This is a genomic window from Neorhizobium sp. LMR1-1-1.1, from assembly GCF_040675795.1.
Taxonomy (GTDB): domain Bacteria; phylum Pseudomonadota; class Alphaproteobacteria; order Rhizobiales; family Rhizobiaceae; genus Neorhizobium; species Neorhizobium cellulosilyticum.
Genome location: NZ_JBEGHE010000013.1, coordinates 49,140 through 65,731, shown reverse-complemented (window position 1 = coordinate 65,731; position 16,592 = coordinate 49,140). Strand labels below are relative to the sequence as shown.

14 protein-coding genes and 3 pseudogenes are annotated in these 16,592 nt (G+C 57.8%); 9 read left to right on the top strand and 8 right to left on the bottom strand.

The window, feature by feature from the left end; genetic code table 11:
* Positions 1-15 precede the first annotated feature (15 nt).
* Positions 16-483, bottom strand: coding sequence for a MarR family winged helix-turn-helix transcriptional regulator (locus MRBLMR1_RS08940; RefSeq protein WP_500064146.1), 468 nt, complete (start codon positions 481-483; stop codon positions 16-18).
* A gap of 142 nt (positions 484-625) precedes the next feature.
* On the opposite strand from MRBLMR1_RS08940, the gene MRBLMR1_RS08935 reads away from it, so the two are divergent.
* Entirely contained in the window at positions 626-1,417 is a 792-nt protein-coding gene (locus MRBLMR1_RS08935) for an alpha/beta fold hydrolase (RefSeq protein ID WP_183687414.1), read from the top strand.
* Between the two features lie 182 nt (positions 1,418-1,599).
* Positions 1,600-3,231, top strand: coding sequence for a GMC family oxidoreductase (locus MRBLMR1_RS08930; protein ID WP_500064145.1), 1,632 nt, complete (start codon positions 1,600-1,602; stop codon positions 3,229-3,231).
* On the opposite strand, the gene MRBLMR1_RS08925 is transcribed toward MRBLMR1_RS08930, so the two are convergent.
* A complete protein-coding gene (locus MRBLMR1_RS08925; protein WP_148148396.1) occupies positions 3,228-3,833 on the bottom strand; it encodes a LysR family transcriptional regulator in 606 nt (201 codons plus the stop codon). The two genes, MRBLMR1_RS08930 and MRBLMR1_RS08925, sit on opposite strands and share 4 nt — an antisense overlap.
* Positions 3,834-3,972: 139 nt before the next feature.
* Between MRBLMR1_RS08925 and MRBLMR1_RS08920 the strand changes: the two genes are divergently transcribed.
* From MRBLMR1_RS08920 to MRBLMR1_RS08905, 4 genes and pseudogenes are all read left to right on the top strand, one after another.
* A complete protein-coding gene (locus MRBLMR1_RS08920; RefSeq protein WP_500064144.1) occupies positions 3,973-6,102 on the top strand; it encodes a TonB-dependent siderophore receptor in 2,130 nt (709 codons plus the stop codon).
* Between the two features lie 7 nt (positions 6,103-6,109).
* The gene (locus MRBLMR1_RS08915; RefSeq protein WP_500064143.1) at positions 6,110-7,006 is read left to right on the top strand and encodes an ABC transporter substrate-binding protein; all 897 of its coding nucleotides are present in this window, start codon (positions 6,110-6,112) and stop codon (positions 7,004-7,006) included.
* Complete coding sequence (gene fhuB / locus MRBLMR1_RS08910; RefSeq protein ID WP_500064142.1) at positions 7,003-8,961, top strand: Fe(3+)-hydroxamate ABC transporter permease FhuB; 1,959 nt, start codon at positions 7,003-7,005, stop codon at positions 8,959-8,961. The genes MRBLMR1_RS08915 and fhuB overlap by 4 nt, the downstream gene beginning before the upstream one ends.
* Positions 8,962-9,173: 212 nt before the next feature.
* A pseudogene (locus tag MRBLMR1_RS08905) lies at positions 9,174-9,284 on the top strand (hypothetical protein); the annotation flags it as partial.
* A 178-nt stretch (positions 9,285-9,462) separates the two neighbouring features.
* Here MRBLMR1_RS08905 and MRBLMR1_RS08900 read toward each other — a convergent pair.
* Together MRBLMR1_RS08900 and MRBLMR1_RS08895 are read right to left on the bottom strand one after the other, a co-directional pair.
* A pseudogene (locus MRBLMR1_RS08900) lies at positions 9,463-9,617 on the bottom strand (integrase); the annotation flags it as partial.
* Positions 9,578-10,033, bottom strand: a complete 456-nt coding sequence (locus MRBLMR1_RS08895) for a LysR substrate-binding domain-containing protein (protein ID WP_286195187.1) — start codon at positions 10,031-10,033, stop codon at positions 9,578-9,580. The gene MRBLMR1_RS08895 and the pseudogene MRBLMR1_RS08900, both read right to left, overlap by 40 nt.
* Positions 10,034-10,045: 12 nt before the next feature.
* Here MRBLMR1_RS08895 and MRBLMR1_RS08890 point away from each other — a divergent pair, with 12 nt between their 5' ends.
* Complete coding sequence (locus tag MRBLMR1_RS08890) at positions 10,046-10,279, top strand: SDR family NAD(P)-dependent oxidoreductase (protein ID WP_500064141.1); 234 nt, start codon at positions 10,046-10,048, stop codon at positions 10,277-10,279.
* A 26-nt stretch (positions 10,280-10,305) separates the two neighbouring features.
* The gene (locus MRBLMR1_RS08885) at positions 10,306-11,010 is read left to right on the top strand and encodes an IS6 family transposase (RefSeq protein WP_500064140.1); all 705 of its coding nucleotides are present in this window, start codon (positions 10,306-10,308) and stop codon (positions 11,008-11,010) included.
* A 225-nt stretch (positions 11,011-11,235) separates the two neighbouring features.
* Here MRBLMR1_RS08885 and MRBLMR1_RS08880 read toward each other — a convergent pair whose 3' ends face one another.
* Complete coding sequence (locus tag MRBLMR1_RS08880; protein ID WP_148147929.1) at positions 11,236-12,348, bottom strand: nucleotidyltransferase family protein; 1,113 nt, start codon at positions 12,346-12,348, stop codon at positions 11,236-11,238.
* Positions 12,349-12,500: 152 nt separating this feature from the next.
* Between MRBLMR1_RS08880 and MRBLMR1_RS08875 the strand changes: the two are divergent.
* Positions 12,501-13,603 (top strand): annotated as a pseudogene (locus MRBLMR1_RS08875) (ISL3 family transposase); the annotation flags it as partial.
* Positions 13,604-13,642: 39 nt separating this feature from the next.
* Here MRBLMR1_RS08875 and MRBLMR1_RS08870 read toward each other — a convergent pair.
* From MRBLMR1_RS08870 to MRBLMR1_RS08860, 3 genes are all read right to left on the bottom strand, one after another.
* Positions 13,643-14,386: an HAD-IIA family hydrolase gene (locus tag MRBLMR1_RS08870; protein ID WP_500064193.1), complete on the bottom strand. Its 744-nt coding sequence runs from the start codon at positions 14,384-14,386 to the stop codon at positions 13,643-13,645.
* A 38-nt stretch (positions 14,387-14,424) separates the two neighbouring features.
* Positions 14,425-15,231, bottom strand: coding sequence for a transglutaminase-like domain-containing protein (locus MRBLMR1_RS08865; RefSeq protein ID WP_183686944.1), 807 nt, complete (start codon positions 15,229-15,231; stop codon positions 14,425-14,427).
* 77 nt (positions 15,232-15,308) lie between these two features.
* A complete protein-coding gene (locus tag MRBLMR1_RS08860; RefSeq protein WP_500064139.1) occupies positions 15,309-16,205 on the bottom strand; it encodes a transglutaminase family protein in 897 nt (298 codons plus the stop codon).
* Between the last annotated feature and the right edge of the window lie 387 nt (positions 16,206-16,592).

Below are 16,592 nucleotides of genomic sequence, written 5' to 3'. Positions count from 1 at the left end.
GGCACAAGTTTTTGATCAGGCGGGTGCGTCCCACCCGCCGATCTGGGAATAGATCGCATTGCGGAGATGACGAACGTCGCGGTTCAGGGCGGCCAATTCCGGCGGTGTCTGGGTCGAGGCCGCAAGCAGGGTATCACTGAGGCAGCCAGCCTTGTGCTGCAAGGCGCGGCCTTCGTCGGTCAGGGCGACCAGCACTTGCCGCTCGTTGCTCAAGTTTCTGGTCCTTTGCAGTAGCCCAGATACCTCGAGACGCTTCAGAAGCGGCGTAAGCGTACTGGATTCCAGGGCGAGGGCATTGGCGATGGAACCCACCGTTTGCCCATCCTCGCTCCAAAGCACGTTGAGGACGAGATATTGAGGGTAAGTCAGGCCAAGCTCATCGAGGAGCGGCTTGTAGGCGCGCTGGATGGCAATGCCGGCGGTGTAGATCGCATAGCATAGCTGGTCTTTTAGCGGCGGTGGATCGTTATGGCGTTTGGTCATTCGGAACTCCTGTCCAGCTTCATATAACAAGTGTAATCGCAGAAACCAATATCGCGATAATAATTATGTTGACGACATGACTAATATCTGACAGCTTAAATATATCACGATAATAATTATCACGAAATAAGAGGAGAGAAACATGACCAGCAAGACCATGACCACCATAGCCGCAATCGCAGCAGTTGCTGCTTTGTCCACCACAATCCCGGCAAATGCCGCCGATCCCATCCCCGCAACCCAGTCCGTCAGAAACGTCGTGCTCGTCCATGGCGCATTTGCGGACGGCTCGGGATGGAAGGGTGTTTACGACATTCTCACGAAGCAGGGTTATCGCGTCACGATCGTGCAGAACCCGCTGACGTCTCTCGCCGATGATGTTGCCGCCACCAAGCGGGCGCTTGAACGCCAGGATGGTCCGGTCATTCTGGTCGGGCATTCCTGGGGCGGCACCGTTATCACGGAAGCAGGCATCGATCCGAAGGTTGCGGGCCTCGTCTATGTTTCTGCACTTTCGCCAGATGCCGGCGAGACGACGGCCCAGCAATATGAAGGGTTCGCGCCTGCATCAGAATTCGTCATCGAGACGACGAAAGACGGTTTTGGCTATGTCAGCCCTGCGAAATTCAAAGCCGGCTTCGCTCATGACGTAAGCGACGCCGACGTGGCATTCATGCGGGATGCGCAGGTCCCGATCAATATGGCCGCTTTCGGCACGAAGCTCGAAAACGCTGCCTGGCGCACCAAGCCGAACTGGGCAGTCATCGCAACCGAAGACAAGGCCTTCGATCAGGCTATGCTGATCCACATGGCGGAACGCATCAAGGCAAAGATCATCAAGGTATCGGCGAGCCACGCCCTGTTCATGACGCAGCCGACTGTGGTCGCCGACACAATAGATCAGGCCGCCAAGGCTGTTTCGGCCAAGCAGTAATGCCGGAGAACGCGTCGTCACCGGGACAGCGACTGCCCCGGTGACGACCACTTCGCGTTGAGCGGCGAGGGTTCAGGCGATAGAGCTCGCCGGTCAGCCTCCGAGCAATCCGTCGCGCCTTCGCTTTATGATCCTGCAGCCTTTTTTCAATTATCTTTGAAACGATTCACGGAGGTAGCCACGTGAAGCTGAATACTCATGAGCAAAAAGGACCAGAACCTACATCAATCCGACAGCGCCAAGTCAGTGAGGTTTTCGACTTTATCGTCTGCGGCGCTGGTTCTAGTGGCTCGGTTGTCGCTGCGCGACTGGCCGAAGACGGCAATGCCAGCGTTCTGTTACTTGAAGCTGGTGGAGACGATGAAGCAGAAACCGTCTCGAACCCGGCCATGTGGCCGCTTAATCTCGGAACGAACCGGGATTGGGGCTTTGTTGGTCAACCGACACCTGGCCTGGATGGACGACGCCTTCCTCTGAGCATGGGCAAAGGCCTGGGTGGTGGGTCGAGCATCAACGTCCTGGTATGGGCGAGGGGCCATAAGGGGGACTGGGATCACTTCGCGAGTGAGGCCGGTGACGAGTCCTGGGGTTATGAATCCGTCCTCCGTTACTATCGCCGGATCGAAAACTGGCAGGGTACGCCCGACCCCCTACGCCGAGGGGTAGGAGGTCCGGCATACGTCGCGCAGCCGAGTGCTCCGCAGCCGGTGGCCGAGGCTATGTTGCGTGCTGCTTCCACGATTGGCATCCCCGTCTATGACACGCCGAACGGTGAGATGATGGAAGGCCCGGGCGGTGCATCAATTGCTGAACTCCGCATCCGGGACGGCAAGCGTGAATCGGTGTTTGGATCCTATGTGCGCCCGCTGATGTCGCAGCCTAACCTAACGGTGCTGACCGACGCGCTGGTCTCGCGCCTTATCTTCGATGGCAAGCGCGTAACCGGTGTCGAGGTCGTTGTCGATGGCCAGGTCCGTCTGTTTACGGCCCAGTGCGAGACAGTCCTGTCGCTCGGCGCGATCAATACACCGAGGGTGCTCATGCAGTCGGGCATCGGTCCGAAAGACGAGCTGAACACGCATGGCATTCCTCTTGTCCAGCATCTTCCGGGCGTTGGCCGCAATCATCAGGATCATCTCGCTTTCGGTTGTACGTGGTCGTATCGAGAGCCGCAGGCCGTCGGCGGTACCGGCTGCGAAGCGAAACTCTATTGGAGGAGCAATTCGCAGCTTACCCAGCCGGACATTCTTCAGTGCCAGTTGGAGTTTGCCGTTCCTTCGCCGGCAGAGACCGGTCTTGAGACGCCCGAGCATGGCTGGACAATGTTCAACGGTCTCGCCCAGCCGAAAAGCCGCGGCCGGCTGCGGCTCTCCGGGGCTGATGTGAACGATCCCATGCTGATTGAACCGAATTCTCTCAGCGAGCCGGAAGATCTCGCAGCTGCCTTGATCGCCGTAGACCTATGCCGCGAGCTTGGAAACGGCGATGCCTTCTCTTCCCTGGTGACGGGAGAAACAGCTCCAGGAGCGCGCGACAGGGCAGGAATGATCGAGTTCATCCGGCAATCGGCAGTTACCTATTGGCACCAGACCAGCACAGCGAAGATGGGGCGCGACAGCATGTCTGTGGTTGACCACGAACTAAAGGTCTACGGCATTGACGGCCTACGCATCGCTGACTCGTCAATTATGCCTCGGATCACCACCGGCAACACCATGGCACCCTGCGTAGTCATCGGTGAGAGAGCGGCCGACTTGGTCAAGGCATCCTATGGCTTGGTGCCCACGGCTCAGAGCACTGCCGCTGTCAGCTAGACCGGATCGAAATGTGCGAGCATGGCGCCTGTAGTCTCAGGCGACCATGCTCGCTGCGGTGCTGCGACCAATCGCTCCTTGAGAACGATCGTCGCATTGAGTTCAAGAGGGATGGCGGCAGGCAGGCGTATGTAGCCGAAATCGAGTTCGCCTAGCCTAATCTTTGCCAATTGCTGGCGCATTTCCAGTTCGAGTAGATGCAGCTCGATATCCGGCAGAGCCCGCCGGAAGGAGGCGAGCGACTCCGTCAGGATGCCGGAATAGGCCGCAGACGCCACGTAGCCGATGGTGATCCTGCCTGTTTCTCCCCAGCCAAGGCGCTTCAGCTGAGTGAGCGTCGCATCTGGCTGCGCGACGATTTTCACCGCATCTTCGAACAGGGCGTTCCTGGTCGGGGTCAGCTTCACCGAGCGCTTCCTGCGATCAAGAAGCGGCAGCCCAACGATTGCCTCCAGAGCGATGATTTGCTGGCTAACTCCGGGCTGTGCAATGCCGAGCCTTGCTGCGGCGCGCTCGAAATTTCGCTCCTTAACCACAGCGACGAAGTATCTTAGATGCCTCAGTGCGAAATTGGTGGCGCGTTGTCTGCCGGTTATCTGCATCGGCTATAGGTCACTCGTTGCCTTCGGGTCTTTATTTCAGAATTTAAAGTTCTGAAAATTGCTACTCCCATTTATTGGATTTGTCTCCGCGCTGTCGATAGAAAGATGAATAATTTAGTCTAGATTATTCCGGGGCGGCATGCGTTTCATCCAATCTCATTTCTTCGTCACGACAGCCCTTGTTTCGGCTCTTTCCGCTGGCCAGATTGCACACGCGCAGGAAGCGCAGGGCACCACGCTGGCCCCGATCGTTTTGCAGGGTGAGGCAAATACGGATTTGCGCGGCCCTGTCGGTGGCTTTGTCGCAAAGACCAGCGCCACTGCCTCCAAGACCGGCACGCCCATACTCGAAACGCAGCAGTCAATCTCAGTGGTGACGAGGGACGAGATGGACGCGCAGGCGGCGCAGACGCTTGGGCAGGCCCTCAACTATACGCCGGGCGTTCTTGGACAACCCTACGGCTCTGATCCGCGTTTCGATTCGCCGATCGTACGCGGCTTCGATGGCCGCCAAATCCAGTATCTCAACGGCTTGAGGTTGATGCGGACGGCTGGTGCACCGCCGATCGAAATCTATGGTCTTGAGCGTGTCGATGTGCTGCGTGGGCCGGCTTCGGTCATGTATGGCCAGGGCAATCCAGGTGGCATCATAAACCAGATCAGCAAGAGGCCTAAATTCGACAACTTTGGTGAGGTCGGCACTCAAGTTGGCAGCTATGACACTTACGGCGCCTTTTTCGATCTCGGCGGCATCGTTCCGGGGCAAGACGATCTGGCCTATCGGCTGACCGGTCTTGGCCGGGTGGCTGGCGCGCAAACCGACGAGCTGGACAATGATCGCTATTTCATCGCGCCGGCACTGACATGGAAGCCCGATGAGGATACATCACTCACCATTCTGACGAGCGTCCAGCATGATAACCCGAGCACGCCATCCGGTCTGCCGCCGCAATACGTAATCGACAGTTCGGCCTTCAAGCTGCCACGAGATTTCTACGTCGGAGACAAGAGCTTCGATCACTCAAGCCGCACGCTCACAAATCTCGGCTACGAGTTCGAAAAGCGGTTCAACGAGACTTGGACCTTCCACCAGAACGTCCGCTATTCCAATCTCGACTGGGATTACCAGTCGCTCGGCATGTCGACGCTGGGGCTTGCCGCTGACGGGCGCACCTTGCGCCGTAATGCCACCTTCCAGAATGAAAATCTCAACACATTCAATGTCGACAACAACCTGACCGCCGAGTTCTCGACCGAAGAACTGGAGCACAAGGTGCTCCTCGGCTTCGACTACCGCTATTTCGACAACAACGTTCGCACGCGCTTCTTCCAGGCGACGCCGCTCGATGTTCTGAACCCGTCCTACGGGGGACCGATCAGCCTGATCTCACCGACGCTCGATACGCGGGTGGACAGCGACCTTTCGCAGGCCGGCCTCTACGTGCAGGACGAGCTGGTTTATGATCGCTGGCGTGCGACATTGGGGTTGCGGCAGGATTGGGCGTCGACGTCCGGCACCTCGCGCAATGGCCTGACCGGCGTCTCGCGGTCGCTCGACCAAAATGACCACAAACTGACGGGCCGCGCCGGCATCAGCTATCTCTTCGATGGCGGCATTGCGCCCTATGTCAGCTATGCGACCTCCTTCGAACCGGTTTCCGGTGCCAGCACGGTAACCGGTGATCCCTACAAGCCGACCGAGGGCGAGCAGTGGGAAGCCGGCATCAAGTATCAGGCCGACGGGTGGGACGGGTTCTTCGCGGCGGCCCTCTACGATCTGAAACAGAAAAATGTTCTGCGCACAGTCGGCGGCGTGTCGAGCCAGATCGGCGAGGTCCACGTCCGCGGTCTTGAACTGGAGGGTGTCGTCAGTCTGGCGCAGGGGTTGGACCTTCACGCCGCCTATACCTATACCGATGCCGAAATCGGCGCCGGTGCCGATAATGGCAACCGGGTTGAGAACGTGCCGCGTAATGCGACGAGCCTGTGGCTCAACTACACGTTCCAGGAGGATACGGCACTGGCAGGGCTCGGTGTCGGTGGCGGTGTGCGTTATGTCGGCCAGCGTTACGGTAACAGCGCCAATACCTATGATCTCGATGGCGTGACGCTGTTTGACGCAGCGCTCACCTACCACAAGGATGGCTTGAAGGCCTCGCTCAATGTCCAGAACATCGCTGATGAGAAATATGCGGCAAGCTGCAGTTCATTTGGATGCTACTATGGCGACGGCCGTACCGTCATGGGAAAGCTGAGCTTCACCTGGTAGCGGCTGGATGACGGGCATTTCAACAATTTTGCGACGCCGGGATTTGTTTCTCGGCGCCGCCGCAACGGTTTTGACCACGCGTTTCGCGGCTGCGGCAGATATGCCGCGCCTGGCCGCGATCGATTGGGCAATGCTGGAAACCTCGATTGCGCTAGACGTCATGCCGGTCGCCGCGACGGAGCTTATCCAGTTTCGCAAGGATGCGATCGAACCGGAGATCCCGGCCGGCGTCATCGATCTCGGCTTGCGGGGAACGCCGAATTTCGAACTGTTGAGCGTCATCAAGCCGGATCTCATTCTGCTTTCGCCCTTCTATACGCGGCATCAGGCAGCGCTGGAGCGCATCGCGCCGATTATTTCACTGCCCTTTTACGTCAAAGGCGAGCCGCCATTCGAAAAGGCCTGCGCTGCCGTGTCGGCACTTGGGGCCCGGCTTGGACCCGAGAGAGACGCCACGTCCGTGCTGATTGAGATCGAGAGCCGGCTTGCCGAATACCGTTCCGGCCTCGCGCGGTTTGCTAGACGGCCGATCTATCTCGTCAATGTGGGAGATGCGCGCCACGTCCGCGTTTTTGGGTCCGACAGCATGTTCGGCGATGTGCTGTCGCGACTTGGGCTTCGAAATGCCTGGCCGGACAGGTCGCGTTACACGTTTGCGGCTCCCGTACCGATCGAGCAATTGGCGAAAGAGGAAGACGCACGGATTGTCATCATATCGGCAATCCCGGTCGAGGCGCGTGCCGGCCTTCGGGCAAGCATGATCTGGAACGCGCTTACACCGGTGAGGGAGGGTCGGCTTCTTACCCTTCCCAATATCAATCCCTATGGCGGGGTTCTCGCCGGGTTACGCTTCGCAAGGCTGCTTCACGAGACGCTTGCGGCGTCGGGTGAGGGAGATCAATGATGCGGCCTTCCCTCTTTGCGCTTGCAGGCTTTCTGGCAGCAGCCAGCCTTTTCCTTTTCACGGCCTCGGCCGCGGTTCCCATTTCGCAATGGCCGACTGCGATCTTCTCGTTGGGGCCGGCACGGCTGGACGAAATCATCCTGTTACACGGACTTTTTCCGCGTGCCGGTGTCGCGTTAGTAGCAGGGGCGGCCCTTGGCTTGTCCGGCGCCCTCCTGCAGCAGCTTTTGCGCAACCCAATCGCCGATCCCTCGACACTTGGAATATCAGCCGGCGCACAGCTGGCCATCGTCATCGCAACCCTGTTTTTCCCGGCCTTGCTCGACGGGCATCGTGCCCTTGTCGCTCTGTCGGGCGCGGCGATCGCCGCGCTCATCGTCTTTGCGCTTGCATGGCGCACATCCTTCGAACCGGTAACGATGGTTGTGTCGGGGATGCTGGTGGGCGTCACAGCTGCAGCGCTCTCGGCGTCTCTCACACTTGCACAGGGCGAGTATCTCATGTCGCTGGTGACCTGGAATGGCGGCTCGCTCGGCCAGCAGGATTGGTCGGTATTGAACGCCCTGTCGCTACAACTGTTTCTTGCGATGGCGGCTGCGGCAGTTCTCCTTCGACCCCTGCTGATCCTCGGGCTTGGCGATGCAAGTGCCCGCTCGCTCGGCATTAACCTGCGCGGCGTGCGGCTGGCGGTCGCAGTTCTGGCGACGCTACTTGCCGGTATGGTTGCGGCCAACGTCGGCCTGATCAGTTTCGTCGGGCTTGTCGCTGCCGCGCTGGTGCGGGGTTGCGGTGTTCGCAGCCCGCTTGCCGCCCTTGCGCTTTCGCCCTTGGCGGGTGGCCTGTTTCTCTGGTTCTGCGATGGCGTAGTGCAGACCGTTGCGGGCGCCAGCGGCGAAACCTTCCCGACGGGATCAGTGACCGCGCTTGCCGGCGGTCCACTGCTCCTGTGGCTCCTACCGAAAGTGCGCTCGCTACAGGGCGCTCAAAGACCACAGGGATCAGTCAGACGGATCAATGCCATCAAGGGGTTCACCATCCTTGCAACCTCGCTCCCGTTTGTCGTTACAATCGCCTTGTTGGTCGGAAATGACGGGCATGGCTGGACCTTGCTTACCCTCCAGACGGCGGCCGATCTATCTTCGTTGAGATTGCCAAGGTTGGTTGCCGCGGCAGGGGCCGGTGGCTTGCTTGCGCTCTCCGGTGCCATTCTTCAGCGCCTGACGGGCAACGCCATGGCGAGCCCGGAAGTCATCGGCGTCAGCGGTGGTGCGGGTCTTGGCTTCGCCTTCGTCCTGACGCTGTTTCCCATGAGCGGGCCCTATTCGATGGTGGCAGGCGCGGCCCTTGGAGGGCTTGCGGCCATTTCGGCGGTACTGGCTTTTGCCCGTCGACAAACCCTTCCATCGGATAAGCTGCTGCTCGCCGGCATCGCCATCAGTTCCCTGAGTTCGGCAGTCCTTGCCGTGCTGATAGCCGCCGGCGATCAGAGAGCCTGGCAGATCCTGGCATGGATTGGCGGGAGCGCAGCGTCGGTCACGCCGGGAATGGCCATCTTTCTCGCCAGCCTTTCGATTATCGTAATGATGGCATCGATGTTTCTCGTCAGATGGCTCACCCTTCTGCCCCTCGGCGTAACAATGTCACGCAGTCTCGGCGTTCCGATCGCCGCAAGCCGCGTCGTCACGCTCGCGCTCTGTGGGCTGGCGACCGGAGCAGCTTCGGTACTTGTCGGCCCTTTAAGTTTCGTAGGCCTGATCGCGCCCCATATTGCCGCGCGGGCGGGGTTCATCAGGGCGAGGGGTCATCTTGCAGCTTCCTTCTTCCTGGGTGCCGTCATCATGGCATTCGCCGATTTTGGCGCACGCACGGCAACCTTCCCCTATGAGCTTCCGCTGGGTCTCTTTGCCGCCATGGTGGGAGCGCCCTATTTGATCTGGCTGATTACGAGAAAATAAAACATCTCTGATATTCGCTCGGGGCAACCTGCAAAGAAGTGGTGAGTGCCAGATACACAAGCTCATCGTCTGTCTGAGTTGTGCCATTGGATAGGTTATAATTATCAATTTGATGATACACGGATACTGGTCATATCGATCCCCGTCGACCAGACTGCAACCAAGTAATAGAGGCGCCGATTTTACCGGTACGATCTGATGAAAGGTTGCCCGTGTCTGACTATCTTTCCCATGCGGCACATTGGGGCGCGTTTTCGGCGCGGTGGGACGGAGAACATCTCGACATTCGCCCACACCCCGCCGATCCTGAATCCTCTCCGATCCTTGGCAATTTCACGAATGTGTTCCGCCATCGTGCCCGCATCCTGAAACCGGCCGTCCGCAAAAGCTGGCTCGAACACGGTCCGAAGCCGGGACGTCGCCGGCTGGATGATACCTTTGTGGAAATGGAGTGGAAGGACGTGCTACCGCTCGTCGCGAATACTATCGGTGACGTCCGCGACCGTTGCGGGCCACCAAGGGTGCCACGATCGAGCGTTTCGAGCATGGCGACGATGTCGGTCGCCATCACCGCCTCCTCCTGGACCGGCGGGGGCATGGCTGTTACGGACCCCGGTCAATACGGTGGCGATATGCCGGTCCTTGCGATCAAGGTATCTTCTATGGCAAAGGCTATTCCATGGCCGACCAAAGCCATCCGCAGGGCCAAAGGCTTATCATTGACGATAAGACTGCCGGTTGGGTTGACCGAAAACCATCGGCCATCCTCGAAAAACTCCCAAGTAAATGGGTGCTGTTGTCCAGGCCAGCGCCAGCCGATGCATTCGTGCGATAGAAGGGCGCGAGGATGAGCCGGCACGCCATGACGAGAGAGATACGCGGGTGATGCCACGACGATTTGTCTTAACTCGCCTCCCAGCGGAGCCGCGATCATATCCTGAGCGATCACCTCACCGATCGTTATGGCTAAGTCGAAGCCTGCTGCGACGTGATCTTTGACGTTGTCATCAAGGGTAATGTCCAGGTGATTTCCGGGAACTCTCGGGGCAAAGCCGGCACAGCCGGCTTGCATGCACGAGAGGCTGTGCGCGCCATGATCAAAGGCGATGGCGGTGTCATCGTCAACGTCGCATCGATCGTTGCTCTAGTGGCTATGAAGGATACGGCGGTCTATGCCGCCAGCATAGGCGCGATCACGCAACTGACAAAGGTGATTGCCGTCGAGTACGGCAGCCGTGGTATTCGGGCCAATGCCGTCGCGCCGGGCGTTATCGAGACAGACATCCGGGAAGGGCGATGTCACCGTAACGCCTTGTGAGGAGCGGTTGCGATAGACGCACGTGCATGACCATCTCGCCAGTCAGTTACAAGCGCCATCGCTTCCCACCCCAGGTCATCGCCCACGCGGTCTGGCTCTACTTTCGGTTTCCGCTAAGCCTGCGCCTTGTCGAGGAATTGCTGCTGGAGCGCGGCATCGCCGTCTCCTATGAAACGATCCGCCGCTGGGGAAAGAAGTTCGGCCCGGATTATGCGCGTCGCCTTCACCGCAAGAAGCCCAACGGGAGCGATGTGTGGCATCTGGACGAGGTCGTCATCACCATTGCTGACAGGAAACACTGGCTCTGGCGGGCCGTCGATCACGATGGGTATGTGCTTGACGAAATCGTCCAGCCCCGACGTGACACCAAGGCCGCCAGGCGATTGCTGACCCGCCTTCTGAAGAAGCAGGGTATCGCACCGAAGCGTATGATACCGGACAAATTGCGCTCCTATGGAGCAGCCCGGCGACAGGTCATGCCGCAGGTCGAACACCGATCCCACAAAGGTTTGAACAACCGGGCCGAGAATTCTCATGTGCCGCTGCGAAGGCGGGAGCGGATGATGCAGGGTTTCCGATCACCAGGAGGCCTTCAGCGCTTCGTGTCTGTCTTCTCCTCCGTTCGTAACCACTTCGTCCAAACCCTTTCGCAACGCTCCGCATTCCAAAACCGCGTTCACCGTATCCAGGCGATCGCAGAGTGGAAAGTTGCAGCCGAAGCCGTGGCCTGAGATCGATCCTCAAGGCAGAAGTCTCCCACGCATCCGAATTCAAGTTAAAGTGACATCGCCCGCTTATGAGACATGCGGGCTGAAGGGAGGATTTCTAATAGCGGAAAGCTTGGTAGTGTCGGTTGGCCATGCGACGGGTACCTGCGCGGTCCCCGACCCCCAGCAGCCGACGTCCGGCTTCACTTGAAACGAAGAAGCCAGCGGTCTTGCTGGCTTGGTTTAAGGTCAATCCTCATCATGCCCGAGGCCATAGCGTTCCCTGGCTTCTGGCGACGCTAACATTTCCCGCCCGTGCTTCAGATTGAACTGGGTTACAAGCTGTGCTTCTTCCGTCATCATGCCCATGCCTTCGATGATTGCCGCCTGCCATGACGGACCCCGCCCCCAGGCTTCACCGAATGCCGTCGCGATGAGGTCCCGCCTGTAGAATTGTCGCATACCAAGCAGCAAAAGCTCAGCCTGCTTGATGTCTTTCTGGCGCTTTGCTTCGCCACCAGCATCATTTTGGCGCCGACCTGCAATAATCATTTTATGCACGGCATATCGCTCGGGCGATGGGACAACGACCGTGATGCCGGGACCGTATAAAAGGACTGAGCGTACCGGATCACGGATCAGGAAATCCATGAATCTCAAAGGTTCCGCCGCGGCGCCCCCGAGGGCGGGCATTTTTGCCGGCTCGTCGGCATATTCCTCGCTCCCTCTGTTTGTCGTTAGAAACTCGACGCGATAGCCGGCCAGGTTTCGGAAAGCATTTGATCGCGGCGAACCAGAGATGTGGGGGACGGCTCGAAATGAGGGATCGAGATCTTGCAGGAGGCTAAGGATTGGGGGGAGCGTGTCCGAGACTTCCGCGGAGATCGCATAATCCTGGGCAATGTCAGCATCGCCGGTAAGGACTGAGGCCATTGGTAGACGGACACCCAGATAGGATGAATAGCACTGGAACGCGACTGTTCCAACGAGGATACCTCGCAGTCGGAATAGGCCGGCTTTAGCGAGCACCTCAACGACATCACCAGTGAAGGGATCCGGAGCGATCAAACCCGCATCTCGTGTCAAAACGGACACGATCTTTCGGCGGCCCTTGTAGTCGGCTTTCTCTCTTTTAAAGTCTTCAACCCGCGCCGAGATGTCGGGATCATCGGCGGGACCTACGTACTTTCTTTTTTGCCCGCCCTCACCATTTGGTTGATCGAAATACCAGTATTTGCGATCGTCGACTTTGACGGAGACGAAACGACCAACTGGTGGGAAATCCTCGGACCAGGCGTCGTCGAACGCTCTTTGTTGAAGCTCCGCGATCATAGTGCGGAAGACCATGTCGATTTGTTTCATGGTGCTGCCTTTATATCATTTATGCAATTCTAGTATAGTGAGGCTTGCGCGCACCCGGCCGCGGGAAGCCCATATCTGGGCGCAAGCTATACTATTTTCGCGAAGATAATATAGTCCTTAGTGATGGCTCTGTGAATTCGTTTCTCGAAGATGTCGCTGTTCAGCGTCATTCGGTTGTCGATGTTTGGAAGACCGCAGCGTCGAGAGCGCAAGATCTTGGTTGCAAGAGCGTCCGACAATCAAGGTCGTGAGCCGAGATCGCTGTGGTTTGTATGCTCAGGCAGCGCGAGAGGGCGCGCCTCAGGCCCGCCAAGTAGCTGACCGTTTTCATCTGGTTCAAAATCTGAGGGAGGCAATCAAGGAGCAGATCAGCGTTTATGGTCACGCCCATGTTAGGCCGATACTCTCCGAAGATGCTATCGCCAGCGCGAGGTCACAACAACGCCGTGCCCGCTTGGCGCACAGGCAATCTCGTCAGGAGATATTCGAGATGCTTCAAGCTTTGCGGCAGCAGGGACTCACCTACAGTGAGATCGCAAGGCGGACCGGATATGAGCGTCGCAGCATCGCGAATTGGCTGACTTCCAGCGCACCTCGAGACAGAAACCGGGCAGCGCTGAATCAGACATCGCCACTCTATTTTGAAGCTTTCCTGGCTGAATGCTGGAAAGATGGAAATCGGGTTGGGCGCCATCTGTTTTACGACATCAAGAACCGCGGTTATACCGGCAGCCGCTCCAATCTGGAGCGGCTGTTGAAGGTGTGGCGCGAGGCCGAGAACATTCATCTCGACGAGCCGCCTCCGGAAATGGATGTTTCAGAACCCGTCCGCGATCCTGATACAGGCCATATGATTTCCTCCGTGGTGGCCGCAGCTTTGTGCATAAAACCGCGCGGCCTGCTGACAGATCTTCAGGCCAGAAAGGTCAATGCATTGAAGCAGGGCTCTCGAGCGTTCGCGATTTTGCGTGGCTTGGCTATGCGCTTCAACGGCATCTTGCGCAGCACGAGCTCGCAGGCACTGGATGAATGGACCGACGATGCCATCGACACCGAGTTAACGGCAATCATGCGTTTCGCCAGCGTTTTGCGCCATGATATTGATGCCGTAAAAAATGCAATCGAACTCCCCTGGAGCAACGGTCAAACCGAAGGTCAGATCAACCGCCTCAAGGTACTGAAGCGAGCAATGTACGGTCGCGCCGGCCCGGAACTGATGAGGGCGAGAATGATGCCGCTGAATTGCAGAAAGTGAGGATGAACCCTTTATTATTAGACGCGTGCCCATCCCGTGCTACGAGACGTGGGCGAGCAAATCCGCAACCGAATCAATCACTAGCTTTGGCCGGAACGGGTAGCGCGCAATTTCTGCTCTGTCGGCAATGCCACTGAGGACGAGCACGGTGTGCAAGCCTGCCTCGATGCCGGCAACGATGTCCGTATCCATGCGATCGCCAATCATGCCGGTACCTTCTGAATGCACGCCGAGTTTGTTGAGGGCAGAACGGAACATCATAGGGTTTGGCTTGCCGACTATATAAGGCTCGCGGCTGGTCGCACGCGTGATCAGTGCCGCGACGGCGCCCGTTGCGGGAAGAGCGCCTTCGGCGCTCGGTCCTGTGGCATCAGGGTTTGTTGCGATAAACCGGGCACCCATATTGATCAAACGAATGGCTTTGGTGATTGCCTCGAACGAGTAGGAACGGGTTTCGCCAAGCACGACATAGTCGGGATCGGTGTCGGTCATGATGAAGCCCGCCTCGTGGATGGCAGTGGTCAGCCCGGCTCCTCCGATAACAAATGCTTTGCCGGCAGGGGTCTGGTCCTTAAGAAAAGCAGCCGTTGCCAACGCCGAGGTCCAGATGCGCTCTTCCGGCACCTCCAGTCCACTGTTGTGCAACCGGGCACTAAGATCGCGAGGCGTATAGATCGAATTGTTGGTCAGGACCAGGAACGGTGTATCGGTCGCTCGCCAGTGCTGTATGAGTTCGACCGCGCCTGGGATTGCCTTGTTTTCATGCACCAGTACGCCGTCCATATCGGTCAACCAGGATTTTATATTATGTCTGCTCACCTTCAGAGAGCCTCCTCGGCTTTAACTTCGAAACGGGATAATTTCGCTGTTCCGAACGCGGTTGTAAGTGCCACGTCGGTTGCGTCACGACCGGTCGCCATCAGAATTCGGCCGACGCGCGGCGTATTATGTCTGGCATCGACTGTATGCCAATGTCCACCCAAGTAAACTTCGAACCAGGCACTAAAATCCATCGGATTCGGGTCCTTTGGCACGCCGATATCGCCGAGATATCCGGTGCAGTAACGGGCTGGTATATTCATGCAACGGCACAGCGTTATGGCGAGATGGGCGAAGTCACGGCAAACGCCCACGCGGTCCGTATATCCACCAAAAGCCGTCCGAAGGGGATCAGCTTTCTTATAATCAAACTTGATATGGCCGTGCGCGAAATCGAGAATTGCCTTCACTCGTGGCCAGCCGAACGGGGTGGAAGAAAATTGCGCCCACGCAAAGTCAGCCAGATGATCGGTATCGCAATAGCGGCTGCCAAGTAGATAGACCAAGACGTCGTCGGGCAGATCCTTGATCTCATGCTGGAAGGCATTTTGCGGAATGGGATCCGGCAGACCGCCGTCATAGATCTCGAACTCAGTCGATATCGTCGTAAGCCCGGCTGGCGCAACAATTCGGCTACAGGCATTGCCGAAGCCATCGATATAACCCCATGCCTCGATCGCTCGGTCGAAATTCAATGTCTGCTCGGTCAGTAGATCCGCGCGCCGGGACGGATGAATATTCAGGACAAGTAACATTGGGGTGGGTCGGTCGCACTCATATCCAAGATGGAAGCCGGCACGTATTTTCATCATAAAATTCCTTCGCGCCGGCGAATTGCCGTGAGACTGGGTTGTGCTGCAACGTTGGGGTGAGCAATGCGTTCCGATCAGCTGATCTCGGCTAAGATACGAGCGTCCGTGGTGACATTGACTTGGACGGACATGCTCTCGTAGTCGGCGGCTGTTCCGTCGTAACTTCCCCACAGAGGCATCGCTTGCTTCGGATCGCGCGCCACGCCAACACGGATGAGATCACGGTTGCCGACGATACCATTGGTGGGGTCAAACTCCGCCCAACCTGCGCCGGGCAAATAAATCTGGCACCACGCATGGGTGGAGCCGCCGCCGAGAGTGGTCGATCCGTCACGGTCTGGAACGTAAATATAGCCGGTGACGAATCTTGCCGCGAACCCAAGTGATCTTGCGGCCTCCATCATCAGAAGCGCAAAGTCGCGGCATTTCCCTCGACGAAGCCTAAGTGTCTCGGTCGGCGCTTGCGTTCCATGCTCGTGTCGTCGGGCATAGACGAAACCCTCATGAATGGCGTAGCACATCGTCATCAGTAGATGACCAGTGTCGGTGGACTGTCCGATCCGCACGAATTGCCGCGCCCATTTGCTTACCTGGTCATCCGGGTCGGCATAGTGGCGTTGGATGGTTCGCTCTAGGTCAAGCGCTTCGTCTGTGTCGTATGAAAAAGGATAGGTCAAAGCCTCCTCGTCAATCTGCAGATCGATTGCGACGTAAGGCGTATGGTCAAGCCGAATGATGGTTTCGAAACGAAGCTCATCTGCGGGCTGCGCAAACCCGATCACCGCGACACAGTTTCCAAACACGTCGTGGATCCAGCGAATGTATTTTGGTTCCGGGTCAATCAGGAGACGGGAACTGAGCAATGTCTGATCGAAACTGTCCCTTGGTCTGAAAAGCAGCTTGTGGTCTCCGAACTCGACCGGCCGCTTATAGCGATAAGACGTGATGTGTCGGACGGAAAATATAGTCATCGATCACCGATGCGGTTTGTGAGGTCCAGGCCGAGTTATCACCTTTAACACTCACGGAGAGCAGATGCATCGTTGCATTCCCCCTAACTGCTTCATGACCTCGCCGAACAGATCGAGCAACTGCTCGTGATGGTACTCCTGGTCTGCCTTGGATCCATTGCAGCACGTGGCCGGCTTCTGGCTCACCATCATTGGCGGCTGATCGTTGTCGCTGTTCTCGCGCGTTCTGGTTCGCCCTTTGTTGGGTTGGATATCTTTTATAGGATCAGGCCAATTTCACGAAGAGGAGATCATAATCGCTGTATCCGGCATCCGCGGTCTTAAGTCTATCTATTATCTTGTCTATGCGACTGCTCATGCGGAATTCCAAGGTGCGGAGACCGTCTG